This window comes from Diaphorobacter sp. JS3051 (assembly GCF_015832135.1).
Taxonomy (GTDB): domain Bacteria; phylum Pseudomonadota; class Gammaproteobacteria; order Burkholderiales; family Burkholderiaceae_C; genus Diaphorobacter; species Diaphorobacter nitroreducens.
This window is the reverse complement of record NZ_CP065406.1, coordinates 966,253-991,799: the sequence shown is the minus strand read 5'-3', so window position 1 is coordinate 991,799 and position 25,547 is coordinate 966,253. Positions and strand designations below refer to the sequence as shown.

Here is a 25,547-nt window from a genome sequence, read left to right as displayed (position 1 = left end):
TGTCTCAGGCGTAGTCGGCTGCTAGTGTAGTGTTTGATTCTTAATGAAACTTAATTGAGCAACCACGCTCCAATGCTCTACTACGGTTTGCATTGGAGTGAAAAATTGCGAGTTGCCCCGACGATTGTGTTGACGGATGAAGAGGAAAGCGAGCTGAGCCGGCTGGCGCGCTCCAAGCGCACCAGCGTCAGATTGGCCCAGCGCGCCCAGATCGTGCTGCTGGCCGCGCAGGGGCTGCAAAACAAGGATATTGCCGAGCAGCTTGGCATTGGGCGCGTGCAGGTGGCGCGCTGGCGTGAACGCTACCTGCAATTGGGGCTGCAAGGTATCGAGCGCGACTTGCCGCGCGGCGCACCGCCGGTGAAGGTGGATGTGGCCAAGCTTGTGAAGCTAACCACACAGACCAAGCCCGAGGCGGCCACGCACTGGAGCACGCGCACGATGGCCGCTGAGTTGGGCGTCAGCGCCAGCACCGTGATGCGCCATTGGCAGGCCCACGGTCTCAAGCCTCACATCGTGCGCGGCTTCAAGGTCTCGCGCGATCCGCAGTTCGTGCAAAAGCTCGAAGACATCGTGGGGCTTTACATGTCGCCGCCCGAGCATGCGCTGGTGCTGTGCTGCGACGAAAAGAGCCAGGTGCAGGCGCTGGACCGAACGCAGCCCGGGCTGCCGCTCAAGAAGGGGCGCGCGGCCACCATGACGCACGACTACAAGCGCAACGGCACAACCACCTTGTTCGCTGCGCTCAACGTGCTCAACGGTCAGGTCATCGGCCAGTGCCAGCAGCGCCACACCCACATCGAGTGGCTGAAGTTCCTGCGTCAAATCAATCGGGAGACGCCCAAGGACAAGACGCTGCATCTGATCGCCGACAACTACGCCACGCACAAGCATCCAGCTGTGCAGGAGTGGCTGGCCAAGCACCCCAGATTCAACATGCACTTCACGCCGACCTCGGCATCGTGGCTGAACATGGTCGAGCGCTTCTTTCGCGACATCTCCGAGAACCGGCTACGCCGCGGGGTGTTCACCAGCGTGCCCGAACTCGTCTCGGCCATCGATGAGTACATCGCGCATCACAACACCAACCCCAAGCCGTTCATCTGGACCAAGAACGCTCGCGACATCCTGCAAAAGGTCATCCGCGCCAATAGCCGATTAAGTTCCAAACAGAATGCAACACTACACTAGCCTTTCCAGACTCAGTCCGTCTCCGGTTTCATCTTGCTAATGCTGCTAGCAATCCAGCGATCCAGCTCGGATCGCCGGAAACGCCACGTCCCTCCCAACTTGAACGCCGGGATCTCTCCCCTTTGAGCCAGGCGATAGACCGTCCGCTTACCAGCTTTTAGGTATGCCGCGACCTCTTCAAGCGTCAGGATTTCGCTTTCGGCGTCAGTCATCTGAAAACCGTCTCGGTTGATCTTTCATAGCCTTCGCTTGCCAAGTTTGCTCAATTCTACCAACGAACCCCGGCCGATGACCAATCATCGGCGGCTGCATCCAGCCCCGAATGCGCAGCTATCGGATGGAATCCGGTCGAACCGCATTTCGCATTCACGGCGGCACCGAAGCCGGCGACGGAACAGCATCTGGCCATCCGCATTCACGGGAATGGCTCGATGGCGCAACCCAACCGTTACACGCTCGCATGGTCGCTGCTGGCCATGTTGCTTGCGGCCGGGCAACCCGCCACCGCGTCAGACGATGCCATCGAGCGCGAGCAGCTTGCGGCTCTGGTTCGCCAGATCGACCTGATTGATCGCCAGGCCGAGCACGCCGCCCTCACCGCTCCGCAGGAGCGCGCCCGCTACCACTTCGACCATGCCCGCTTGCGCAAGGACCTCCAGCGCGTTCGGGCCGGCATCCAGGACTACCTGACGCCGCCGCGCGCCCAGCCGCGCGATCCGGTCGAGCTGTCCGGCGACTACCGCCAGTCCAGCCCGCCCTCCGACCAGGAGGCACCCCAATGAACGCCGCCCAGGTCAGCGCCTTCCAGGCCAATGGCGGCTTCGCCCCCGCCGCCGTGGCCACGGTGGTGCTCGGTCTGGTGTTCGCCGTCCTGCTCCTGTGGGGCGTGTGGGCCATGCGTACCGCCTACACCGGCTGGGCCGAGCAGCGCCTGTCCCAGCGTCAGTTCCTGGGTGTCGTCGTGCGCTTCGTCGCGATGTACCTGGTGCTGACCTATTTCCTCCTGTCCTGACCACCACGAAAGGCCCTACCGCCATGAAGACCCATCCGATTCCCCATCGCGTTGCCACCACGATCCTCGCGCCATTGATGCTGATGGGTTTGCCATTGGCGGCCCGGGCGCAGGGCTTGCCGACCATCGAGGACCCCTCGCGCGGCCAGGGCAGCGGCATCATGCAGACGCTGCAGAACTACGGCTACGACATCGTGCTGCTGATTGCGCTGCTGGTGGTCGCCTCGATGTTCGTCGGCGTGTGCTACCACGCCTATACACGCTACTCGGAAATCCATACCGGCCGCGCCACCTGGGGCCAGTTCGGCCTCACCGTGGCCGTGGGTGCGATCCTGCTGGTGGTCGGCATCTGGCTGCTGACCAAGGCCACTGGCGTGCTCTGAGCGGCGATGGCTGCCTTGAACGATATCGCGCGTGACGGGTTGGTGACCTTCCTGCCGCACAGGCTGAACCGCCAGCCCGTGGTGGTGAGGGGCCTGACCGCCGACGAACTCTGGATCTGCGCCGGTCTGTCCGCGGTGGCGGGGTTCATCGCCGGCGTGCCGCTGGCCTGGGCCACGCACAGCGTCGCCATGGTGCCGACCCTGATCGTGGCCGGCGTGGCGGCTGGCGTGTTCGGTGGTGGCGGCTTCCTGCGCCGGCAGAAGCGCGGCCGCCCGGACATCTGGCTGTACCGGCAACTGCAGTGGCGCCTGGCGCTGCGCCATCCGCTGGCAGCGTCCTGGCTCGGTGGGCACCGTCTCATCACGCGGTCTGGGTACTGGACCACCCGGCGCTCACGCGGAGCAGCCGCCTCATGAGCCGTTTCAGGAATGAAGTCCATCACCTGCAGGCCCATGTGCGCACGCTGCGCCTGGGCGCCGGTGCGTTGTTCGTGGTGGCGCTGCTGCTCGGTTTCGGCTGGTGGAGTGCGCCGAGGCAACTGACGATCCACGTGCCCCCCGATCTGCGCTCGGGCAGCACCCGCGCCTGGTGGGATGTGCCGCCCGAGAATGTCTATGCGTTCGCCTTCTACGTCTGGCAGCAGGTCCAGCGCTGGCCGACGGATGGCGAACAGGATTACCCGCGCAACCTCCACGCGCTGTCGGCCTATTTCACACCGGCCTGCCAGGCCTTCCTGCGCCAGGACTACGAGCACCGGCGCAGCAGTGGCGAATTGCGCCAGCGGGTGCGTGGCATCTACGAGATTCCGGGGCGCGGCTTTGGCGACAACCCCACGATGCGGGTAAAGACGGTTTCCAGCCGCGACTGGATCGTCACGCTCGATGTCAGCGCGGACGAGTACTACGGCGCCGAGCAGGTCAAGCGGGCCCTGGTGCGCTATCCGCTGAAAGTGGTGCGGCTGGACGTCGATCCCCAGCACAACCCCTTCGGCCTTGCGCTGGACTGCTATGACGGCGCGCCGCAGCGGATTGAGGCACCGTCGCCGGCAGTGCCTCCGTCCGGCACGCCCGGCGGCGGCCTTTCGCAGGGAGGCAACCCATGAAACACCACGTCTTCACCATCGTGGCGAGCCTGGCCCTCGGCTTCGGCCTGGTGCCGGACAGCCATGCCATCGAGATCCTGCGCTGGCAGCGGCTACCGCTGGCCGTCCCGCTGGTCGTCGGCCAGGAGCGCGTGGTCTTCATCGACCGCAACGTGCGTGTCGGCCTGCCCCCGAGCCTGGGCGAGCGGCTGCGCGTGCAGAGTGCGGGTGGAGCCATCTACCTGCGCGCCAGCGAGGCCATCGCGCCGACGCGGCTGCAACTGCAGGACGTGGAATCCGGCGCCATCGTGCTGGTCGACATCGCAGCCACGGACGCCGGGGAAGGCGAGCAGCCGCTGGAGCCTGTACGCATCGTCCTGCAGGACGCCGCTGCGGAGGCCGGCGGTGACACTGCCGCCGGTCCAACCCAAGCAGTGCGACCCGCGAGGAGTCGGCAAACGCCGATAACCGTTGTCCTGACGCGCTACGCGGCGCAGAACCTTTACGCACCGCTGCGCACCGTCGAGCCCGTGGCCGGCATCGGGCGCGTGCCGCTGCGGCGCCCGCTCGCGCTGGACACACTGCTGCCAACGCTGCCGCTGAAGGCGCGGGCGCTGGCGGCCTGGCGACTCGAAGACCAGTGGGTCACCGCGGTGCGCCTGACCAACACCTCGCCTCACCGTATCGATCTCGATCCAAGGGTGCTGCAAGGCGACTTCGTGGCCGCGACCTTCCAGCATCCCGACCTGGGGCCGGCGGGCACTTCGACCGACACCACAGTGGTCTACCTGGTCACGCGCGGCCGTGGCCTGGCCGAGTCCCTGATGCCGGTGCTCAGTCCCATCGATGCCGGCACGAACTTGCCGCCGGCCGCCGCTGCGGGGAGGACGTCCGATGAGGAGTAATCCCCTGTTGAAGTGGCTGCTGATTCCGATGGCATTGTTGCTGGTGTTCGTCGGCGCCAGGTTGTTCTCGGGCGGCGACGCCGCGCCTGGCAAGCCGGATGCCCCCGGACAGCTCACTCCCGAGGAAATGAAGGCGCTCGGCATCGCGGGCGACACCCCGCGCGATACCGTCGCCACCCTGGTCGCGCAGGTCAAGCAGCTCCGCACCGAACTGCAGACCGCGCTGAGCGACAACCGCCAGCACAAGGCCGAGAACGAGCGCCTGCGTACCCGCGAGGGCGCGATCGACCAGCGCATCCAGAACGCCCTCGACAGCGAACGCCGCCGCCTGGAACAGGAGCGCACCCAGGCCGCCAGCGACCGGCAGCAGACGCAAGGGCTGATGCAGGAATTGCAGCGCCGCCTGGACGGGCTGTCCGGCAAGGGCGATGCCGCCGACCTACCGATCGGCCTTGGACTGGACGGGCATGACGGCGGGCCGCTCAAGGATGGCGGCATGCGCTGGATCGAACCGGATGACGCCCGGCCCGATCCTAAGGGCGGTTCGGCCGGCGGCCAGCGCTTGCCGGGATTTCCCTCCAGCTTCGGCCCAGCCTCGCCGGGGCTGACGGCCGCGACGGAGGCCGTCAGCGACAGGCCGGCGCAGACCGTTGCCGGCACCACCCAGGCGGTCTATACGGTGCCCACCAACGCCACGCTGATGGGCTCGGTCGCCATGACCGCGCTGATCGGGCGCATTCCCATCGACGGCACCGTCAACGACCCGTTTCCCTTCAAGGTGCTGATCGGGGCCGACAACCTGGCGGCCAACGGCATCGAGATTCCCGACGTGGCCGGTGCGGTGGTCAGCGGCACGGCCTCGGGCGACTGGACGCTCTCGTGCGTGCGTGGGCAGGTCCGCTCCATCACCTTCGTGTTCAGCGACGGCACCATCCGCACGGTGCCGGAAGACGACGGCAAGCGCAGTCGAAGCCAGAACAGCACCAGTCTGCTGGATGGCCTGGGCTGGATCAGCGATCCCTACGGCATCCCGTGCGTCTCGGGCGAGCGCCGCAGCAATGCCCAGCAGTACCTGGGATCGCAGGCGTTGATCACCGCGGCCGGCGCAGGCGCCGCCTCGCTCATCAAGTCCGACAACGGCAGCGTGGCCGTGGTCGCCAACAACAGCGGTTCGCTGGGCACGGTCGGCATTTCGGGCAACGAGGCCATGGGCCGCATCCTGGCAGGTGGCGTGCGCGACATGGCCGACTGGGTCAACAAGCTCTACGGCCAGGCCTTCGCGGCGGTCTACGTGCAGCCCGGCGCCAGGGTGGCCGTGCACCTGGAGCAGCCGATCGCCATCGACCACGACGCCAAGGGGCGCCGGGTGAATCACCTCATGGGAGAAGCGCATGCGTCGGACCTGGATTGACCGCCCCCTTGTCCTGCTCGCCGCCGCCGTTCTCGCGGGTTGTGCCACCAGTTCGGAAAAGCTGCTGCCCCGGGGCGAGCACACCATGCTGGACATCTGGCAGCACGAGACTGGCGGCTACAGCCGAGGCCAGGCCGGCCGCCTGCTGCTCGACGCACGCCAGGACCTGCGCCGCCCGCTGACCGACGCTGACACCCTCGCGGCGCCCGCCCGGAACGCGGCCTACACCCGCACTGCAGAGAACGAGATCCAGCGACAGTTCCATCGACTGCCGAACCCCGATCTGGTGATGTACGTCTTTCCGCATCTGGCCGGCTCCGACCCGGTACCGGTGCCCGGCTACAGCACCGTCTTCCCGCTCTACCAGCGCGTGCAGTACGCAATGCCCGGCGAGCGGCTGGAGGACTACTGATGGGCTGGCGACTGCCATGGCTGCGTCGCCCGCCCCCCGGGCCAGTCCAGGCCGACATCGAGCCGAACGCCTGGGCGCAGCATGTCGCCCGCCTTGCCGCGCACGGCATCGAGGCACCTGGCGCCGCCCCTGGGCGGCATCATCGGCGACCCGCGACGCAGTCCGACCACGCGGCGCTCTACGACGTGGCGCCGTCCTTCGCCGACCTGCTGCCCTGGGTCGAGTACCTGCCGGGCACGCAGTGCATGCTGCTCGAAGATGGCCAATCGGTGGCGGCATTCTTCGAGTTGCAGCCGATCGGTACCGAAGGGCGCGAGGCCGCCTGGCTGTGGCAGGCCCGCGATGCCCTGGAGAATGCGCTGCAGGACTCCTTCGACGAGTTGGACGAGAACCCGTGGGTGGTGCAGCTCTACGCGCAGGACGAAGCCGATTGGGACCATTACCTGCGCACGCTGGGGGCATACCTGCATCCACGCGCGCAGGGCAGCGCGTTCAGCGAGTTCTATCTGCGCTTCTTCGGTCACCATCTGCGCGCGATCGCCAAGCCGGGCGGCCTGTTCGAGGACACCACGGTCACACGCCTGCCGTGGCGCGGCCAGACCCGGCGCGTGCGCATGGTGGTCTATCGGCGCACCCCGGACGCCGCATCGGCCCGGCGAGGGCAATCGCCCGAGCAGGCCCTGGCGACGATCTGCGACCGCCTGGTCGGTGGCCTGGCGAATGCCGGCGTCAAGGCCCGGCGCCTTGGCGCGGCGGACATTCACGACTGGCTGCTGCGCTGGTTCAACCCGAATCCCGGCGCGCTGGGCAGCACGACCGAAGACCGGGAACGCTTCTACGCGCTCGCCCGCTACCCCGAGGAACGGGAAGAGGGTGAGATCGAACTGGCCAGCGGCGACTTCGCGCAACGCCTGTTCTTCGGCCAGCCGCGCTCGGATGTCGCCAACGGCCTGTGGTTCTTCGACAGCATGCCGCACCGGGTCATCGTCATGGACCGCCTGCGCTCGCCGCCCGCCACCGGACACGTGACCGGCGAAACGCACAAGGGCGGCGATGCGATGAACGCGCTGTTCGACCAGATGCCCGAGGACACGGTGATGTGCCTGACCCTGGTCGCCACGCCGCAGGATGTGCTGGAGGCGCACCTCAACCACCTGGCCCGCAAGGCGGTCGGCGAAACGCTCGCCAGCGAGCAGGCGCGCCAGGACGTGCAGCAGGCCCGCGGCCTCATCGGCAGCGCGCACAAGCTGTACCGGGGCACGCTGGCGTTCTACCTGCGCGGCCGCGACATGGCGCAGCTCGACGCCCGCGGCCTGCAACTGGTCAATGTCATGCTCAATGCGGGCTTGCAGCCGGTGCGCGAAGAGGACGAGGTGGCCCCGCTCAACACCTACCTGCGCTGGCTGCCCTGCCTGTTCGACCCGGCGGCGGACAAGCGGCAGTGGTACACGCAACTGATGTTCGCGCAGCACGCGGCCAATCTGGCGCCGGTGTGGGGGCGCAGCCAGGGCACCGGCCATCCGGGCATCACCTTCTTCAACCGGGGCGGCGGCACGATCACCTTCGATCCACTGAACCGGCTCGACCGGCAGATGAACGCCCACCTGTTCCTCTTCGGCCCGACCGGCTCCGGCAAGAGCGCCACGCTGAACAACATCCTCAACCAGGTCACGGCGATCTACCGGCCCAGGCTGTTCATCGTCGAGGCCGGCAACAGCTTCGGCCTGTTCGGTGACTTCGCCGCGCGGCTGGGCCTGAGCGTGCATCGCGTGAAGCTGGCACCCGGCTCGGGCGTGAGCCTGGCGCCATTCGCCGATGCCTGGCGCCTGGTCGATACGCCGGGCCAGGTGCAGACGCTGGATGCCGACGCTCTGGACGAGGACGGCGACACCCATCAGGCCGACGACGGGGATGACCAGCGCGACGTGCTCGGCGAACTCGAAATCACCGCCCGGCTGATGATCACCGGCGGCGAGGACAAGGAGGAAGCGCGCATGACGCGCGCCGACCGCAGCCTGATTCGCCAGTGCATCCTGGACGCCGCCCAGCGCTGCGTGGCACAGGCGCGCACGGTGCTCACCCGCGACGTGCGCGACGCGCTGCGCGAACGCGCCCGCGACGCCAACCTGCCGGATGCCCGGCGCGCGCGGCTGCTGGAGATGGCCGATGCGATGGACATGCTCTGCCAGGGCGCGGACGGCGAGATGTTCGACCGTCCGGGCACGCCCTGGCCCGAGGCGGACATCACCATCGTGGATCTGGCCACCTTCGCGCGCGAGGGCTACAACGCGCAGCTCTCCATCGCCTATATCTCGCTGATCAACACGGTGAACAACATCGCCGAGCGCGACCAGTTCCTGGGCCGGCCGATCATCAACGTCACCGACGAAGGCCACATCATCACCAAGAACCCGCTGCTCGCGCCCTACGTGGTCAAGATCACCAAGATGTGGCGCAAGCTCGGTGCGTGGTACTGGCTGGCGACGCAGAACATCGACGACCTGCCCAAGGCCGCCGAGCCCATGCTCAACATGATCGAGTGGTGGATCTGCCTGTCGATGCCGCCCGACGAGGTGGAGAAGATCGCCCGGTTCCGCGAACTTTCACCCGCGCAGAAGGCGCTGATGCTGTCCGCGCGCAAGGAGGCGGGCAAGTTCAGCGAGGGCGTCATCCTGTCCAAGTCGATGGAAGTGCTGTTCCGCGCCGTGCCGCCCAGCCTCTATCTGGCCCTTGCGCAGACCGAACCGGAAGAGAAGGCCGAGCGCTACCAGCTCATGCGCCAGTACGGCATCGGCGAACTGGATGCCGCCTTCAAGGTGGCCGAGAAGATCGACCAGGCGCGTGGCATCGCATCGCCGCCGCTGTTCTTGCCGAAATGACCGGAGCGCGTCATGTCCTCGAAGCGAACCACCTTGCCGGGCCGGGCCCAGGCCATTCGCAAGCGCGCCGGGCGCCTGCCACGGCTGCACTGGATGGTGGCTGGCATCCTGGCTGCGGGCCTGCTGGGATGGCTCCTGTACCGCACGCCCGGTGCGCCGGCACCGCGCACGGGGCCCGAGGTCGCGCAGGCGCATCCGGCCGGCCCACCCTGGCGCCGCGGCCCAGCCGATGCGCGCTTCACGCTGACGCTGTACGCCGACCTGGAGTGTCCGTTCTGCAAGGCCTACTCCCCGACCCTGATGGCCTGGATCGATGCCCATCCCGAGACCAGCCTGCGGTGGCATCACCTGCCGCTGGCGATGCACGATCCCGAGGCGAGTCGGCTGGCCCGCATGGCCGAGTGCGCAGGTGAGGCGCAAGGCCACGAGGCGTTCTTCGGTGCCATCGCATGGCTCTACCAAAACACCCGGGGCGATGGCCAGGGGCTGCCGGCAGACCTGACCTGGCCAGGCATAACCACCGCCATCCAGGCATGCCTGGACAGCGAGCGCCCCGCAGCCATCGTTCGCGCGCAGGCCGACGAGGCCCTGCGCAGCGGCATCACCGCCACGCCCACCGTGCGGCTGGAAGACAGCCTCACGGGAAGATCACTGCTGCTGCATGGGTTGGTCGAGGGCGATGCGCTGCTGTCTGCACTTGATCTGGTTGCCAGCGATGCGTCGCGCGCTCCAGGGCCCACCCATGCCGCCGACGCGGCACTCAGCGAAGACACCCGCACTCCGCAATGACGACCATCCGGTGATGTCGTCACCCGCACCCGAGCTCGCGGCCTGTCCGGTCCTTGCCATGGGTCCACCCGAGAAGGTCGCTTCGCGGGGATGTGGCCGATCGCCATGATCGTGTCCCCCGCGGGAGACCATCTTGAATCTGGCGATGCGATCCACGATGTCGTGCGCTTCGTTTCCTCGCCCGTCAGCATGGTGGGCACAGGTTGGGTCGGCAATGCAGCCACCCATCAATACACTGCGCCTGAATAGATCAGTATCCGTTGCTGTTATCGCATTCCACAAAGAAGGTATTGCTGGACGGTATTGAAATTCGGATCAACACGCACACTCGATGGTGTCCCGTACCGTACCCAACGCCTGCTTCAACGTGGCGAGGTCGACCGATCCCAACGCGATACGCAAGGCATGGGGGGTATTCGAACCCACGGAAAAGGGCGTGGCGGTAGACACCGATATGTTTCGCTCCAGAAGCGACATGGCCACGGACTCGGCACGCACTTCTTCGCCCAGTGGCAGCCATACGAAGTAGGAAACCGGGTGGCTGACCGGGTTCAATCCGGCGAGCACCTGTGCTGCCACCGCTTGCCGGGCTGCCGCATCGCGGCGCTTTTCGGTTATCAATCTGTCCACCGTTCCATCTGTCAGCCACGCGCAAGCCAGCGCGGTCATCGCCGCGGGCGTATTCCAGATCGTCGCCCGGATTGCGCGTTCGAGCCGGGCAATCCAGTCTGCCGGCGCGGTGACCAAACCCACGCGCAGTCCGGCTGCCACGCTCTTGGAGAGCGTAGTGACGTGAACGCATCGCTCTGGTGCCAGCGCCGCAAGCGGCTCGGGTGGATTCGGTTCAAGAAAGGCGTAGGGAGCATCCTCGATCAGGATCAAGTCATGCTTTCGGGCAAGCTTGACCAGCCGCTGGCGACTATCGGCAGATTGGACCCATCCCAGCGGGTTGTGGATGGTCGGCATGGCATAGACGGCGCGCACGGGCCTTTCGCGGCACAAGCGCTCCAGCGCATCCAGATCGGGCTCCAGGCCGGAAACTGGAAGCGTGGCCAGATCCAGCCTGCACTGATCGGCCAAGGCCTTGAACCCTGGGTAGGTCAGCGCATCGACGGCGACCACGTCGCCGGGTTGCAACAGCGCCATAACCGCGACGGCCAGGCCATGTTGAGCGCCATTGACCACCAATACGTGTTCTGGTTTCACTTGCAGGCCGGACCGTGCCAGATACGCGGCAAAAACCGCTCGCTCATGTGTCCGGCCCCCATGCGGATGACAACGCAAGAACGCGTCCAGATCGCCGGCGCTAGCCAGTTGCCGCAAGGCGGCCCGTAGCAGCTCGGTCTGCTCTGGCAAGGCGGGGTAGTTGAAGTTCAGATCAACCATGTCCGCAGCGATCGCCTGCTGATCCATGCCCAGCCCCGCCGGCAGTGCAATCTCGCGCACGAAGGTGCCGCGCCCTGCTTCGCCTATGGCCAGCCCCATTTCCTCCAACTCGGCGTAGACACGACTGGCGGTGACCAGCGCGATCTTCTCTTTTGCCGCCAGTTGTCGATGCGTCGGCAAGCGAGTACCCGGCGGCAACTGACCAGACCGAATCTCGGTGGCAAATCTGTCAACCAAGCGTTTGTAGCGTGCAGTCGGCATCCCGCAAATGTATCCATGACAATTTTTTGATTGTAATGATAATTGGCACTTATAGTCTGAGCAACATCTTTCCGAAAGACCGGCCTTCTTTGCTACGTCATGCGTTGTGCCGGCCTCGCTACATTCCCCAGGCGTATCGAACCATGCCCGAAAGCAACGACGAAAAACGACAGACTGCTCAGCCTGTCAGCAGCATCTTCATGGAAGAAAAAGCCTTTCGGGCACGGATGGTGTTGGTGTTCGGAACCGTGACAGATGAGTTGGCTCGCGAAACCGTCCGCAAGCTCCTGGCATTGGACGCCGAATCCAGCGCTCCCATCACCATGATCGTTTCCTCGCCGGGGGGGCATCTTGAATCCGGCGATGCAATCCACGATGTGGTTCGCTTCATCTCCGCGCCCGTCAACATGGTGGGCACCGGGTGGGTTGGCAGTGCAGCCAACCATCTTTACTTGGGAGCGCCACGCGAGCGGCGCTTCTGCCTGCCGCAGACGCGGTTCCTTATCCATCAGCCAAGCGGAGGCGCGGGCGGACCGGCAAGCGACATTGCCATCCAGGCCAAGGAGATCATCAAGGCCCGGGAACGCATCGCCCAAGTCATCTCGCGTGAAACAGGCCAACCGCTAGAGCGGGTGCAGAAGGATATCGAGCGCGATCTTTGGATGCCGGCCGAAGAGGCGATTTCTTATGGGCTTGTCTCTCGCATCATCACGCATCGTCAGGAATTGCCTCTCACCTGATGCTCCATCAGCGCAGCTGAAGTCGCTCACTGCCGCGTGACTTCGAACGACCTACCGAGACAGCAATGCTCAAGATCCTTGGAAAGCGATCCTCTATCAACGTCCGCAAGGTCCTTTGGGCTTGTGCCGAACTCGGCTTGCCGTTCGAGCGGGAAGACTGGGGCAGCGGCTACACCGATGTAAACACGGACACTTTCAAGGCGCTCAACCCGAACGCGATGGTGCCCGTGCTGGTCGACGGGGACTTCGTGCTGTGGGAATCGAACACTATCCTGCGCTACCTCGCCAATCGCCATGGCGACGGCGCGCTGTATCCACACGGTGCCATGGCGCGCGCCCGCGTCGACCAGTGGCTGGACTGGCAGGCGTCGGACCTCAACCGCGCGTGGAGCCATGCCTTCATGGCATTGGTTCGACGCTCGCCGGAGCACGCGGACGCCCGGCAGGTCCAGCGATCCCTGGAAGACTGGCATCGGTTCATGCGCGTACTGGACGGCCAGTTGGTCGACACGGGCGCCTACGTCGCGGGCGAGGACTTCAGCCTGGCGGACATCGCCGTTGGACTGTCGGTCCATCGCTGGTACCAGACGCCCTTCGAGCATCCCCGCCTGGATGCAGTGGACGCCTACTACCGCCGCATCGAACAGCGCAGCGGATTCGTCGCGCATTGCACCGGCGCACCGTGACCCGGCGCAGCATTCGACCTCACCCAGCTTCCTCTTCCATGACCGCGATGCCCCTACGCCGATGCGACCCGACCTGCTCCTTGCCTTCATGACCTATGCGTTCGTGACTTCCATCACGCCCGGCCCCAACAACACCATGCTGCTCGCCTCGGGACTCAACCATGGGTTCGTTCGCAGCGTGCCGCACATCCTCGGCATCAGCATCGGCTTCGCGGCGATGGTGTTCGGCGTGGGTGCGGGACTCGGGCGCCTGTTCCTCGCGTACCCATCCCTGTACACCACGTTGCGCGTGGTCGGTGCGATCTACCTGCTCTGGCTTGCCTGGCAGATCGCGACCTCACAGCCGTTGCAGGAGACGGCCGCCCCTGGTCGGCCATTCGGCTTCTGGAAGGCCGCCGCCTTCCAGTGGGTCAATCCCAAGGCGTGGATCATGGCCATCGGAGCCATCGCCACCTACGCACCCGCAGAGGGCGGCGTGCTGGCGGTGATCGTCATCGCTGCACTCTATGCCCTCGTCAATGCGCCCAGCGTTGCCGTCTGGGCCGCCTTCGGCACGACGCTGCGTCGTTGGCTCACGGACAAGCGCCATTTGCGCATCTTCAACATCGCAATGGCCATCCTGCTCGTGCTGTCGCTGTATCCCCTGCTGTCCAATCAGGCCACGCAATGACACGATCCCTCCATGCGAGCGACCTTCTCCTCGTGCATGGCGCCTGGCACGGCGGCTGGTGTTGGGATCGCGTGACCTCACTGATGGCTGCTGCGGGACGACGTGTGGTGACACCGACGCTGAGCGGCCTGGATGGCGCCCCTGGGCGCTTCGGACTGAGCCACCACGTCGACGACATCCTCGTCCATGCCGAGAACCTCGAATCGATCACGCTGGTCGGCCACAGCTATGCCGGATTCCCGGTTTGCGCCGCCGCATCACGCCTGGGAGAAAGGATCGACCATCTGGTGCTCCTCGACGCGTTCCTTCCAGTCGACGGAGAGAAGTTGCTCGATCACGCGCCTCATCTCATTGACCGCTACGCCAGTGCCATGGACTCCGATCCGGATTGGCGGATCCCTCCCTTGCCCGCTGCGCAGTTTGGCATCTCCCCGGCCGACCAGGCATGGGTCGACATGCGCCTGAGGAGCCAGCCCGCACACAGCTACTTCGAATCCGTCCGCCTGGAAAGCCCGTTGTCCGGCTGCCGCAGGACCTACGTCCGCTGTAGCCAGGCGCCCGGCGAGCTTCTCGCACGCTCTGTCGCACGGGCCAGGAACGACGGCTGGAACTATCTGGAACTGGATGCGCCGCATGATGCAATGATCAGCCATCCGCAGGCTTTGGCCGATCTACTTCTGGAAATTTAAACAGGCGGTTTACTCCTTGTCGGGCACCTGCCTCCTGGGTCGTTGCAACCTTTCGACGAAGCTGCGCAGTTGCTCCGAATCCTCGGCATCCCGGCGCAGCAGATAGGTCACCAACGGGGGCACTTCACCGGCCAGCGGACGCGAGACGACATCCGGGTGCCGCCATAGGGACAGATGCGTGCGGGTGGTGATCCCAAGGCCGTAGCCCGCCGCCACCAGCGCCATCAGCAGGTCATGGGATGCCACCCTTTCGGCAATCCTGACCTCGCATTCCGCGGCACGCAGGAGCCTGTCGAGCTGCCGGCTGCATCCTGCGCACGCGTCCGGGTCGCACAGCACCAGTGGATGGGCCTGCAGTTCCATCAGGGAAAGCTCGGGATGGATCAAGGCGGGATGCCTCGCCGGCACCGCGACGACCAGAGGCTCACTCCACGCCGGCGTGGCCAGCAATCCTTCCCCCGGATGCTCCGCCTTCGCGAACCCCGCGTCGTAGTCGCCCTCTCTCAGGCCTTTCAGCTGCTGGGCGAGCGTCACTTCGAACAGGCTGATCTCGACCTCGGGCGACTCCTCGCGGCAGCGGGCCAGCAGGTTGCTCAAGTGCGATGGCGAGATACCGTCGGACAGCGCGATTCGCAGGAGCCCGCGGTATCCGGTCGCGGCAGCCCTTGCGCCGGCACGGGCCTGCTCGGCCGCCGCCAGCACGCGCCGCGCCTCCTCGAGGAAGACTTGTCCAGCCCAGGTGAGCCGGGTGCCATGGCTGTTGCGCTCAAACAGCCGGACGCCCAGGTCATCCTCCAGTTGGCGGATGGATCGCGACAGCGGCGACTGTTCGATGTGAAGCCGCTCCGCAGCACGGGTAAAGCTGAGTTCCTCCGCCACGGCGATGAAATACCGGATATGGCGCATCAGCATCGCTACGCTCCGGAATCCCGCCCCGGGTCCTGCCGGCCCGGGCCGGCAGACAGGCTCGCCACGTCCCCGGGACTCGGGACAGGCCATCCCAATGCCTTGTACAGGGCCACGATCCGCGCCTGGGAGATGGCTTCCTGCTGTGCCACCTGCCGGCGCAACTGGAACAGGGTGCGCTGGTTCTCCAGCACCGCCTGGTAGCTGCCGGCCCCGGCGCGGTAGCGCCTGTCGGCGATGTCGAACGCGGCCTGGGCATGCTGCCCCGCCTGCAGCAGCGCGGCCAATTGGCGTTGCTGTTCGGCCAGGTGGGTCACCGCGTTCTCGACTTCCTCCTGGGCGGTCAGCAGCACCTGTTCGTAGCGCGCCAGCGCGCCGTCCGCCAGGGCCTCTGCCCCGCGCAGGCGGGCGCGGGCATTCCCAAGGCGCAGGGCGGGCCAGGTCACCGTGGGCGCGACCTGGAAGGCGCGCGAGGCGGCGCTGCCGAAGTCGCCGTCGCGCAGGGCGAAGAAGCCGAGGAAGCCCCCCAAGTCGATGCGCGGATACAGGTCGGCGGTGGCCGCGCCCACGTCCTCGACGCTGGCGGCCAGCAGCCGCTCCGCCTGCGCCACGTCGGGCCGCGCCAGGATCAGCCGGTTGACATCGCCCAGCGGCAGCTGCGCCGCCAGCGGCGCGGCTTGCGCGTGCCCCGGATCGGGCAGGCCGCCCTGGCCCGGCTGGCGCCCGGCCAGCACATCGAGCCGATGGCGGGCCTGCTGCAACGCGGCCGTCAGCGGCGCAATCGCCGCCTCGCTGCGCAACAGGTTGGCCTGGGCGTTCTCCACGTCCTCGGGCAGGCCGGCGCCAGCGCGCAGGCGGGCCTGTGCGAGCCGCACGGTTTCCCGCCAGTTGTCGACCTCCCGCCGCGCCACCTCCAGTTGCCGCCGGTCGCCCTGCGCCTCGAACCAGGTGCGGGCGACCTCCGCCGCGATGCTTTGGCGCGTCATCTCCAGTTCCGCCTCGCTGGCCTCGGCCCGCGCCATCGCAGCCTCCTGCAGCCGGTCCAGCCGGCCGAACAGGTCAATCTCCCACTGCACGTCGAAGCCGGCCTGCCAGGATTCCGACAGCGTGCGCGCACCGCCCCGACTGGGTTGCTGCTGGATGCCACGGGTGTATCCAGCGCCGCTGGTCACGCCCGGCAGCCGGTCGAGCCGGCGCTCGTCGAAGACGGCGCGCGCGGCCAGCAGGCTGGCGCGGGCCTGGCGGATGTCGTGGTTGTGCGCCAGCGCCATCTCGATCCAGCGACCAAGGTCGTCGTCCTCGAAGATGCGCCACCACGCGGCAGGCATCGATTCGGTGCCAGGCGCGGCGAATTCCGCGGCCTGCGGACTGGCCAGCACGATGGCGGGCGCCTGCGGCCGGACATACTGGGGCCCGACCGCGCAGCCGGCCAGCGCCGTCGCCAACGCCGTGGCCGAGCATGCGCGGAAGATCGTGGTGACTGTGTTCATGTCGACGCTCCCTCGGCCCTTTCGATCTCGGCCAGTTGCCGGCTGCGCGCACCCTGCACGCGATGGTCGCGCGCAAGCCAGGTGTAGATGGTGGGCAGCACGAACAGGGTGAACAGCGTGCCCACCAGCATGCCGCAGACGATCACCGCCCCCAGGCCGAAACGACTGTTGGCGCCGGCCCCGCTGGCGAACAGCAGCGGCACCACGCCGAAAGCCATCGCCCCGGTGGTCATCAGCACCGGCCGCAGGCGGATCTGCGCGGCGCGGATGATGGCGGCGTGGCGGTCCAGCCGTTCGTGGACCTGCAGTTCGTTGGCGAACTCGACCATGAGAATGCCGTGCTTGCTGATCAGCCCGATCAGCGTCACCAGCCCGATCTGGGTGTAGATGTTCAGCGTGGCCCAGCCCAGCGCCAGCGGCAGCAGCGCGCCGCAGATGGACAAGGGCACTGTGATCAGGATGATCAGCGGATCGACCAGGCTCTCGTACTGCGCGGCCAGCACCAGGTAGATCACGACCAATGCGGCCAGGAAGGCGAACACCAGCGCGTTGCCCTCCTGCACGTACTGGCGCGATTCGGACTGCCAGTCGTGGCTGAAGCCGGGTGGCAACTCGGCCACGGCCTGTTCGAGAAAGGCCACGGCCTGGCCCAGGGAGACGCCCGGCGCGGGAATGGCCTGCAGGGTGGCCGCGTTCTGCTGGTCGAACTGGTTCAGCCGGTTGGGCTCCACGCCCATGTCCAGGCGCACCACGGTGGACAGTGGCACCAGTTCGCCGCCCGCAGTGCGAACGTACTGCCGCGCCAGTGCCTGCGAGGTGAGGCGCTGCTCGCCCACGCTCTGCGGGATCACGTCGTAGGAGCGTCCGAACAGCGCGAAGCGATTGACGTAGTTCTCGCCGACCAGCACGCCCAGCGAGTCGCCGATGTCCTGCAACGCCATGCCCAGGCTTGCCGCCTTGGCGCGGTCGATCGTCACCTGCACGACGGGGCTGTCGTACTCCAGGTCACTGTCCACCACCACGAACAGGCCGCTGTCGCGGGCACGCTGCTTGATCCCCTCCATGGCCTCGTACAGCACCGGGTAGTCCTGCGCGCTGCGCAGCACCAGTTGCACCGGCAGGCCGCCGCTGCCGCCCGGCAGGGGCGCGACCTGGAACACGAAGATGTCGCTGCCGACGATCTCGCCGACGGCGCCCTGCAGTTCGGCCACGATCTGCGGCTCCTTGCGTGCGCGCTCGCCCCAGTCGGACAGCATCAGGCCGCCGAAGCTGTTGGCCGGGCCGTCCGTGCCGTTGATGATCCACGTGCCGATCGTCTCGGGCACCGCGGACATGACGCGGTGCAATTCATCGGCGAAGCGTTCCGCATAGTCCAGGCTCGCGTGCTGCGGTGACTTCACCGCCGCCAGGACCGCCGCCAGGACCGCCGCCTGGTCTTCCGGCGGTGCCAGCTCGCGCTGCGGCATCTGGTACAGGAATGGCAGGCTCAGGACCACCAGCAGGGCGAAGCCGCCGCTGAGCCAGCGATGCCGCAGCGACCGACCCAGCACCCGTCCGTAGCGGTCCGCGAGGCCGCCGAAGACCCGTTCGGCCATGCGGGCCATGCGCCCCGGTCCGTTGCCTTGATGGCTGGACTTCAGCAGCAGCGAACTCATCACCGGCGACAGCGTCAGCGCCACCACGCCGGAAACGATCACGGCGCCGGCCAGGGTCAGCGCGAATTCGCGGAACAGCGCGCCGGTCAGCCCGCCCATCAGGCCGATGGGGGCGTAAACGGCGGCCAGGGTCAGCGTCATAGCCACCACCGGGCCCGCGATCTCGCGCGCGCCGACCAGCGCCGCCGCCACCGGCGACTTACCTTCCTCGATGTGGCGATGCACGTTCTCGACCACCACGATGGCGTCGTCCACCACGAGCCCAATGGCCAGCACCATCGCCAGCAGGGTCAGCAGGTTGATGCTGAAGCCGAACGCCAGCATCAGCGCCGCCGCGCCCAGCATGGACAGCGGGATGGCGACGACCGGGATCACCACGCTGCGCAGCGAGCCCAGGCACAGCCAGATCACCAGCACCACGATCAGCACCGCTTCCAGCAGCGTCTTGACCACTTCCTGGATCGAGGCATCGATGAAGCGCGCGCGCTCGTAGACCATGGCGACCTTAACGCCCGGCGGCAAGGTCTTCTCGATGTCCGGCAGCAACTGGCGGATGCCGTCCACGATGACCAGCGGATTGCCCTTGGGCGTGGGGAACAGCGACAGGTAGACCGCCGGCTCGCCGTCCATCTGGCCGCTGGTCTGCGTCGAGGCGGCGCCCAGTTCCACCGTGCCCACGTCGCGCAGGCGCACCAGGCCGTTGCCATCCTGGCGGATGACCAGATCCCGGAACTCCTCCACGCTGGTCAGGTCGGAATTGACCCGCACATTGGCGATCACGTACTGCCCGCGCACCTGGCCCGGCGCGGCCTGGTAGTTGTTGCGGCGGATCGCGTCGGCCACGTCCGTGGCGGTCAGGCCGCGCCCGGCCAGGCGCTCGGCGTCCAGCCACAGGCGCATCGCCAGCTTCTGCCCGCCGTCCACCTGCACCTTGGCCACGCCGTCGATGCCGGAGAACAGGGGTTCGACCACCCGCGACAGGTAGTCAGTCAGCTCCGGCGTGGACAGGCTGCCGGTGGAGAAGCCCACATAGGCCACCGCCGTCGAATCCCCGGCCGACAGTTCGATCACCGGGTCATAGGCGCGCTCGGGCAGGCGGTAACGCACCTGGTTGACCTTGGCCATAGTCTCGGTCAGCGCCTGGTTTGAGTCACGGTTGAGCTCCATGCGCAACGTGACCAGGCTGCGGCCTTGCGCCGACGAGGAGGACAGGTAGTCGATGCCCTCGACCGAGGACACCGCCTGCGCGATCGGCTGGGTCACGAAGCCTTGCATCAGCTCGGCCGAGGCGCCCGGGTACTCGGTGCTGACGGTGATGGTGGCGGTTTCCAGCGTCGGGTACTGCCGGATCGGCAGTTTGCCCAGGGCGAACAGCCCCAGCAAGACAAGCAGGCTGCTGACCACCAGCGCCAGCACCGGGCGGCGCACGAAGACGTCGGTGAACCTCATGTCGCCTGCTCCCGGGCCGTCTTCGCCTGGGGCGAGGCGGCGTTCCCATGCAGCGCGTCGCGTGCAACGGGCTCGACCACCATGCCGTCGCTGAGCTTGAGCTGGCCGGACACCACCACCCGGTCGCCTTCCTTCAGGCCGGAGACGATCTCGACCCGGCCATCCCAGCGTTCGCCCGTCTTCACCGCGACGCGGCGCACGGTCATTCCCTGCGGCTCGGCGGCTTCGGCGACGAATACCGTCTGGCCGTAGGCGGTGTAGGTCACCGCGGTCTCGGGCACCGCCAGCACCGGCGCGGGCTGCTCACGCAGCAGGCGCACGTTGGCGAACATGCCGGCTTGCAGCACGCCGTCGGCGTTCGGCAGGCTCGCCTGCACGCGTAGCGTGCGCGACGCGCCGATCAGCGGATCGACGCCCGATACCTGCGCCTCGAAACGGCGCTCCGGCCAGGCATCGACCCGGATCTCGACCGGTTGGCCAGGCCGCACGTGCGGAACCGCCTGTTCCTCCAGCGCGAAGTTGACGTGCAGGGTGCCGGCATCGACCAGGCTGGCGATGCCATCGCCCGCAGCGAGGGTTTGCCCCTCGTGCACGCGGCGAATGCCGATCGTGCCCGCGAACGGCGCGGTGATCGCCTTCTGCGCGATGACCGCCTCGATCCCGCGCAGTTCGCCCTGCGCCATGTCGCGCGCGGCCTGCGCGTGGTCGAGTTGCTCCTGCGTGGCCACCTTGTCGGCCAGCAGCAGGCGGGTGCGCGCCAGCACGGTCTCGGCATTGCGCAGCTGCGCGCGCAACCGAAAGCGCTCGGCCTGCTCGGGCGCATCGTTGAGCTGCACCAGCAGGTCGCCTTGCTTCACCCGCTGCCCGGAGGTGAACGCGATGCGCGTGACCCGACCGGCGGTTTCCGACGCCAGTTCCACCTGCCGCGCCGCTTCAAGCTCTCCGACCCCATGGAACGCGCGCGGCGCCTGCGCACGCTCGACCGGCGCCAGCGCCACCTTGGTGGCCGGCCAGCCACCGCCTTCGTCCGCGCCCGAGGTGCAGGCAACCAGCCCGATCGAGCACGCCAGTACCAAGCCAAGAAAAGCAAAGCGGGCGTTCATGCCTTGCCCTCCAACTGCCGACGCAGGCGGCTGGCGATCGCCGCTGCGACCAGGCCACCGATGAGGCTGATGTGCTCCAGGGCCCAGAACATGGCCGCCTGGGCCTGCGGTTCCGGCAGCGCCCAGAAGCGGTGCACCACGAGAATGGTCAGCATCAGGAACATCGCCAATGCGCCGGCGCCCAGCCACAGCGCACGATCGAGCAACAGCAATACCGAACCGCCCAGCAGCACCGCGATGGTGGCGATGTTGAACAGCCAGTCCGGCTCCAGCCCCGCGGCGCGCATTTCGGCCAGCCCGCCCTGGAAGTCGAGCAGCTTGGCCAGCCCGGAAGACAGGAACACTACCGCCAGCAGGACGCGGGCGCCAATCCACAGCCAGCGGCTGTCCAATGTCTTGTCAACGATGTTTCGCATGCGTGTCCGCTCTCGAAGAAACGGCCGCACGGCTCAGCCGCGCGACCGGTGGGTTGGAGAAAGACTGGCCGCCCCGAAGGGACTTGCCAGGATCGATGCGGCGGACTATAAAACCTCAAGTAAAGTTGAGGTCAAGCCATGCAACCGAAGAAGCCGATCGATTTCTCGCGCCTGCTCACCGTGGGCGAGGTGGCGCATCGCGCGGGCGTGCCGGTTTCCACCATCCACTTCTACGAGTCGAAGGGACTGATCGCCAGCACACGCAACGCCGGCAACCAGCGCCGGTTCGCCTCGGTCGTGTTGCGCTACATCGCCGTGATCAAGGTGGCCCAGCGCACGGGCATTCCCCTTGAGGAAATCAAGGAGGCACTTGGCCGCTATCCACCGGGAAGCAAGCTCACCGCGGCCCAGTGGCGGGAACTGTCCACACGCTGGCGCGCCAATCTGGATGAACGCATCACCAAACTGACCCGGCTGCGCGACGAGTTGGACAGTTGCATTGGCTGTGGATGCCTGTCGCTGGACGAATGCCCGTTGCGCAATCCTCAGGACGCACTGGGGGCGGAAGGGCCCGGTCCCCGCATCCTCGAACGGCCGTGACGACCACGGCCTTTCACGGCCGGCCGATGCGAAGGGCCTTCGTGAGGTCCGGCAAGGACCTGATGCATTGCCAGCAGGGTGGCTTGACCGGCATGTCGATGCGAATGGGCAATAATGATTGTCATTAACATATACGGCAGGGTGATGATGTCCGGGCAATGGCAGTTACAGGCTTCGACGGCGCCGATGACCATCGGCGGCGGCGCGATGCGCGTGAAGCCGGACCAGGTCATCACCGAAGACAACGAGCCGGGGTTGAAACTCGTGCTCATGCTCGGGGACGGCGCTGTCCGCTACCGCATGCCACCGTCGCAGCCCACCCAGGTGAGCGGGCCGGCCCTCCACCTGAGCTTGAGCGACCAGCCGTTCACGGTCACCCATAGCTTCCATGCCCATACGCCCCTGCGCTATGTGGCCGTACGCATGCCCCAGTCGAGCCTGATGCAGTGGTTCGACACGCAAGGCAGGCCCATGGATCGCCTCCTGGACATGGCCGGCTCGACGCCGTTCATCCACGATGCGAAGGCTGGCCCGGCACTGCAGGCACTGGCAAAGCAATTGCTGCTATGTCCCTTGCAGGGCGCGTTGCGCGACTTGTACCTGTCTGGAAAGGCGCTGGAATTGACGGCCAACGTGCTGGCAACGCTGGACGTACAACCGCCCTCGTCGACAGCAATCACCCTGCCGGTACGCCATCGCGATCGCCTCCATCGCGCCCACGAAATACTGATGCACGATATCAGCCATCCACCGGGACTCGACTGGCTGGCAAGCCAGGTCGGGCTGAGCGTCACGCTCCTGACGCGTGGCTTTCGCCAGTTGTTCGGCATGAGCATCTACGAGTTCGTGCGGGAGCAGCGTCTCCAGCAAGCCTATCGAATGCTGGCGACCGGGGAATGCAGCGTCTCCGCCACCGCCGGCATGTGCGGCTATACCGACTCGCATTTCTCCAAGGCCTTCCAAAGGCGCTTCGGCATCGCGCCGCACACACTCTGCCGCTGAACGATATCGGCGAACGCCAGAAGAATACCGGCCAGCGCCATTGGCAGCGCTGCGCGATGCCTAGACTCAATGCAATTGATTCCCAGTTGCTTTTGAGTCCTTACCATGCCTATCTCCAGAACGCGTGGATGGCTGCGCGCGAGCAGTTGTTCCAGCCTGTCGGCCTTGCTGTTGCTCCCACCAGGTGCCTTCGCACAATCGACCACCGAAATCAGCCAGCTGGACACCGTCACGGTGACAGCCGACCGGGAAACCACGCCCTCGCTGCTGAAGGGTTCGCAGACGCTGAGGGAAACGCCCCAGTCCGTGACCATCATCACGCGCGAACGAATGGACCAGCAGAACCTGCAAAGCCTGGATGAGGTCCTGCAGCACGCCCCCGGCATCACGGTGCAACCGTACCAGTTGCTGACCACCGGCTACTACGCTCGCGGCTTCAAGATCGACTCGTTCCAGCAGGACGGAGTCCCCATCCAGATGGGGCAGATGGCCAGCCCGCCCCAGGATGCCGGTATCTACGAACGCGTCGAGATCCTGCGTGGCGCGAACGGCCTGATGCAGGGATCGGGCAACCCGGCCGCGACGGTCAACCTCGTTCCCAAGCGCGCTCCGCGCGAGTTCCTGGCGAATAGCGAGCTGTCGGCCGGCAGTTGGAATCGCTATCGCGGCCTGGTCGACGTGGGCGGCCCGCTCAACGAGAGCGGCAGCCTGAGGGCCCGCATCGTTGCCAACCACGAGGATCGCGATTTCTTCTACGACGTCGCCGGCCAGAAGACCAGTTCGGTCTATGGCACGGCCGATCTCGACCTGGGGCCGGACACGGTGCTGACCGTCGGCCTGCAGCGGCAACGCATCCGCTTCACCACCAACATGGCCGGCGTGCCGTTCTACAAGGACGGCTCCGACATCGGCCTGCCTCGCTCCACCTATCTGGACGTGGACTGGGATCGCTTCGACTGGGATACCACCCGCGTGTTCGGCGGCATCGAGCATGCCTTCGGCAATGCGTGGACCGCCAAGCTGTCCGTCAACTACCAGAACGGTGATTCCACGCTGAAGTACGCCGGCGCCAACGGGGCTGTCGACCCCGCCACGGGCGCGGGGCCGCGCCTGACTGGTGGGGCCTACAAGTTCGAGAACGACCAGAAGAGCATCGACGGCTACCTGAATGGCCCCTTCCAGCTCCTGGGGCGACGCCACGAGGCCACGCTGGGATGGAACTACCAGCGCGCGAGCCTGGAGCAATTCTCGGCAAGCTTCCTGACGCCGGTGAACCAGCCCGTGAACGTCTGGGACTGGGACCCCGGCAGCGTGCCCGAACCCGGCATCGGACCCTACGCGTCCCGTGGCCCGACCCGCACGACGCAGTCCGGGCTCTATGCGGTGGGCCGATTCTCGCTGGCCGATCCTCTCACGTTGATCACCGGGGTCAGGCTGAGCCGCTGGAAACAGGAAGGCGCAGGCACGTCCACCAAACTGGGCAACGAACTCACGCCCTACGGCGGCGTGGTCCTCGACATCGCTCCCCAGTGGTCCCTCTACGCAAGCTACGCGCAGATCTTCCAGCCGCAGACCCAGACGACCTGGGACGGGAAGACGCTGGATCCCGTCAAGGGCACCAACCTGGAAGCGGGCATCAAGGGCGAGTTGCTGGATGGCAAGCTCAACACCAGCCTGGCGTTCTTCAACATCCGCCAGCGCAATCGCGCCCAGGTTGACCCGGCGTACCCGTGCGCCGGCACGGCCTGCTTCTACATCAGTGGCGGTGAGGTGGAAAGCCAGGGCGTGGAAGCCGAGATCAGCGGCCGGCCGCTGCCTGGTCTCGACCTCTCGTTCGGCTACACCTACAACACCACGAAGTATCTGAAGGATGCCCAGTCGCAAGGACAGGCCTTCGCCAGCTTCACGCCCAGGCACATCGCACGCCTGTGGGCCAACTATGCGTTTCCCTGGGACGGCGGCCGCCTCAGCGCCGGCATGGGCGTGCAGGCACAAAGCGCCTATACCGTGCAGTCGGGTGGCCTGACGCTGCGCCAGGGCGGCTATGCGCTGGTCAGCGCGCGCTTGGGCTACCGTATCAACCGCAACCTGAGTGCGGCCCTGCATCTCAACAACCTGTTCGATAGTTTTGTCAAGCAGAATTTTCAAGCGGCCTGATCGCCGGAAAGCCAGTCCCCATGCGGGTTTAGCGCCCGTTCCTCGCTGCCCAAGATGCCCTGCCTGCCTGGTCTAGGAGCCGGATAAGAGCCAAGGGAAAGAACGCCACCGGACAAGCATGGCGTGTTCCAGCGCAGCAGTTCCCCCAATTCCTCTGTTCCTTCGATGCCCATGTTGGGCGTCCCGGCGTTCCGCCGTCGGGTGCGCGGGCTGCGCCCCGCGCTTCGTGCCGAATCGCGGCCATCCGGCTTTTTCCCCTGACGCCTTCGGCCC

25 protein-coding genes and 1 pseudogene are annotated in these 25,547 nt (G+C 66.6%); 19 read left to right on the top strand and 7 right to left on the bottom strand.

The annotated features are described in order from the left end of the window. Positions 1-72: 72 nt before the first annotated feature. A complete protein-coding gene (locus tag I3K84_RS04750) occupies positions 73-1,191 on the top strand; it encodes an IS630 family transposase (RefSeq protein ID WP_231403305.1) in 1,119 nt (372 codons plus the stop codon). An 11-nt stretch (positions 1,192-1,202) separates the two neighbouring features. On the opposite strand, the gene I3K84_RS04745 is transcribed toward I3K84_RS04750, so the two are convergent. Then, the gene (locus I3K84_RS04745; protein ID WP_009463360.1) at positions 1,203-1,403 is read right to left on the bottom strand and encodes a helix-turn-helix domain-containing protein; all 201 of its coding nucleotides are present in this window, start codon (positions 1,401-1,403) and stop codon (positions 1,203-1,205) included. 219 nt (positions 1,404-1,622) lie between these two features. Between I3K84_RS04745 and I3K84_RS04740 the strand changes: the two genes are divergently transcribed. From I3K84_RS04740 to I3K84_RS04690, 11 genes and pseudogenes are all read left to right on the top strand, one after another. After that, the gene (locus tag I3K84_RS04740; protein WP_164133164.1) at positions 1,623-1,973 is read left to right on the top strand and encodes an RAQPRD family integrative conjugative element protein; all 351 of its coding nucleotides are present in this window, start codon (positions 1,623-1,625) and stop codon (positions 1,971-1,973) included. Then, positions 1,970-2,203 (top strand): TIGR03758 family integrating conjugative element protein, encoded by a 234-nt coding sequence (locus I3K84_RS04735; RefSeq protein ID WP_009463356.1) that lies wholly within the window; start codon positions 1,970-1,972, stop codon positions 2,201-2,203. The genes I3K84_RS04740 and I3K84_RS04735 overlap by 4 nt, the downstream gene beginning before the upstream one ends. Positions 2,204-2,226: 23 nt before the next feature. Continuing rightward, positions 2,227-2,586 (top strand): TIGR03745 family integrating conjugative element membrane protein, encoded by a 360-nt coding sequence (locus I3K84_RS04730; RefSeq protein ID WP_034036942.1) that lies wholly within the window; start codon positions 2,227-2,229, stop codon positions 2,584-2,586. Between the two features lie 6 nt (positions 2,587-2,592). Next, complete coding sequence (locus I3K84_RS04725; protein WP_020649417.1) at positions 2,593-3,003, top strand: TIGR03750 family conjugal transfer protein; 411 nt, start codon at positions 2,593-2,595, stop codon at positions 3,001-3,003. Beyond that, entirely contained in the window at positions 3,000-3,689 is a 690-nt protein-coding gene (locus tag I3K84_RS04720) for a PFL_4703 family integrating conjugative element protein (RefSeq protein ID WP_032958271.1), read from the top strand. Before I3K84_RS04725 ends, I3K84_RS04720 begins: the two co-directional genes overlap by 4 nt. After that, a complete protein-coding gene (locus tag I3K84_RS04715; RefSeq protein ID WP_196995597.1) occupies positions 3,686-4,573 on the top strand; it encodes a TIGR03749 family integrating conjugative element protein in 888 nt (295 codons plus the stop codon). Before I3K84_RS04720 ends, I3K84_RS04715 begins: the two co-directional genes overlap by 4 nt. Then, positions 4,563-5,984 (top strand): TIGR03752 family integrating conjugative element protein, encoded by a 1,422-nt coding sequence (locus I3K84_RS04710; RefSeq protein WP_034036945.1) that lies wholly within the window; start codon positions 4,563-4,565, stop codon positions 5,982-5,984. The genes I3K84_RS04715 and I3K84_RS04710 overlap by 11 nt, the downstream gene beginning before the upstream one ends. After that, positions 5,965-6,396 carry a TIGR03751 family conjugal transfer lipoprotein gene (locus tag I3K84_RS04705; RefSeq protein WP_034036946.1) on the top strand — a complete coding sequence of 144 codons (432 nt, stop codon included), beginning with the start codon at positions 5,965-5,967 and terminating at the stop codon, positions 6,394-6,396. Before I3K84_RS04710 ends, I3K84_RS04705 begins: the two co-directional genes overlap by 20 nt. Continuing rightward, complete coding sequence (locus I3K84_RS04700) at positions 6,396-9,275, top strand: conjugative transfer ATPase (RefSeq protein ID WP_196995596.1); 2,880 nt, start codon at positions 6,396-6,398, stop codon at positions 9,273-9,275. The genes I3K84_RS04705 and I3K84_RS04700 overlap by 1 nt, the downstream gene beginning before the upstream one ends. Positions 9,276-9,287: 12 nt before the next feature. Then, complete coding sequence (locus tag I3K84_RS04695) at positions 9,288-10,064, top strand: thioredoxin domain-containing protein (protein ID WP_231403410.1); 777 nt, start codon at positions 9,288-9,290, stop codon at positions 10,062-10,064. A 96-nt stretch (positions 10,065-10,160) separates the two neighbouring features. Next, positions 10,161-10,298: pseudogene (locus I3K84_RS04690) on the top strand (ATP-dependent Clp protease proteolytic subunit); the annotation flags it as partial. An 81-nt stretch (positions 10,299-10,379) separates the two neighbouring features. Here the strand turns inward: I3K84_RS04690 and I3K84_RS04685 are convergent. Further along, a complete protein-coding gene (locus I3K84_RS04685) occupies positions 10,380-11,711 on the bottom strand; it encodes a PLP-dependent aminotransferase family protein (RefSeq protein WP_196995595.1) in 1,332 nt (443 codons plus the stop codon). 143 nt (positions 11,712-11,854) lie between these two features. On the opposite strand from I3K84_RS04685, the gene I3K84_RS04680 reads away from it, so the two are divergent. From I3K84_RS04680 to I3K84_RS04665, 4 genes are all read left to right on the top strand, one after another. Then, complete coding sequence (locus I3K84_RS04680) at positions 11,855-12,451, top strand: ATP-dependent Clp protease proteolytic subunit (RefSeq protein ID WP_034036950.1); 597 nt, start codon at positions 11,855-11,857, stop codon at positions 12,449-12,451. A 65-nt stretch (positions 12,452-12,516) separates the two neighbouring features. Beyond that, positions 12,517-13,137 (top strand): glutathione S-transferase family protein, encoded by a 621-nt coding sequence (locus tag I3K84_RS04675; protein WP_034036952.1) that lies wholly within the window; start codon positions 12,517-12,519, stop codon positions 13,135-13,137. Positions 13,138-13,225: 88 nt separating this feature from the next. Next, complete coding sequence (locus tag I3K84_RS04670; protein WP_231403409.1) at positions 13,226-13,807, top strand: LysE family translocator; 582 nt, start codon at positions 13,226-13,228, stop codon at positions 13,805-13,807. Beyond that, the gene (locus I3K84_RS04665; RefSeq protein WP_034036955.1) at positions 13,804-14,496 is read left to right on the top strand and encodes an alpha/beta hydrolase family protein; all 693 of its coding nucleotides are present in this window, start codon (positions 13,804-13,806) and stop codon (positions 14,494-14,496) included. The genes I3K84_RS04670 and I3K84_RS04665 overlap by 4 nt, the downstream gene beginning before the upstream one ends. 9 nt (positions 14,497-14,505) lie before the next feature. Here I3K84_RS04665 and I3K84_RS04660 read toward each other — a convergent pair whose 3' ends face one another. From I3K84_RS04660 to I3K84_RS04640, 5 genes are read right to left on the bottom strand one after another with little or no spacing between them, the layout of a single operon-like run. Beyond that, positions 14,506-15,408 carry a LysR family transcriptional regulator gene (locus tag I3K84_RS04660; RefSeq protein WP_034036956.1) on the bottom strand — a complete coding sequence of 301 codons (903 nt, stop codon included), beginning with the start codon at positions 15,406-15,408 and terminating at the stop codon, positions 14,506-14,508. Between the two features lie 2 nt (positions 15,409-15,410). Next, positions 15,411-16,892: an efflux transporter outer membrane subunit gene (locus I3K84_RS04655; RefSeq protein WP_052191028.1), complete on the bottom strand. Its 1,482-nt coding sequence runs from the start codon at positions 16,890-16,892 to the stop codon at positions 15,411-15,413. Next, entirely contained in the window at positions 16,889-19,996 is a 3,108-nt protein-coding gene (locus I3K84_RS04650; protein WP_196995594.1) for a MexW/MexI family multidrug efflux RND transporter permease subunit, read from the bottom strand. The genes I3K84_RS04655 and I3K84_RS04650 overlap by 4 nt, the downstream gene beginning before the upstream one ends. Continuing rightward, complete coding sequence (locus tag I3K84_RS04645; protein WP_034036958.1) at positions 19,993-21,099, bottom strand: efflux RND transporter periplasmic adaptor subunit; 1,107 nt, start codon at positions 21,097-21,099, stop codon at positions 19,993-19,995. Before I3K84_RS04645 ends, I3K84_RS04650 begins: the two co-directional genes overlap by 4 nt. After that, positions 21,096-21,515 (bottom strand): DoxX family protein, encoded by a 420-nt coding sequence (locus I3K84_RS04640; RefSeq protein ID WP_034036959.1) that lies wholly within the window; start codon positions 21,513-21,515, stop codon positions 21,096-21,098. The genes I3K84_RS04645 and I3K84_RS04640 overlap by 4 nt, the downstream gene beginning before the upstream one ends. Before the next feature lie 138 nt (positions 21,516-21,653). Here I3K84_RS04640 and soxR point away from each other — a divergent pair, with 138 nt between their 5' ends. From soxR to I3K84_RS04625, 3 genes are all read left to right on the top strand, one after another. Further along, entirely contained in the window at positions 21,654-22,115 is a 462-nt protein-coding gene (gene soxR, locus I3K84_RS04635) for a redox-sensitive transcriptional activator SoxR (RefSeq protein WP_034036961.1), read from the top strand. A 114-nt stretch (positions 22,116-22,229) separates the two neighbouring features. Further along, positions 22,230-23,117, top strand: a complete 888-nt coding sequence (locus tag I3K84_RS04630) for an AraC family transcriptional regulator (protein ID WP_052191029.1) — start codon at positions 22,230-22,232, stop codon at positions 23,115-23,117. Positions 23,118-23,222: 105 nt separating this feature from the next. Continuing rightward, positions 23,223-25,274, top strand: coding sequence for a TonB-dependent siderophore receptor (locus I3K84_RS04625; protein ID WP_196995593.1), 2,052 nt, complete (start codon positions 23,223-23,225; stop codon positions 25,272-25,274). Positions 25,275-25,547 lie beyond the last annotated feature (273 nt).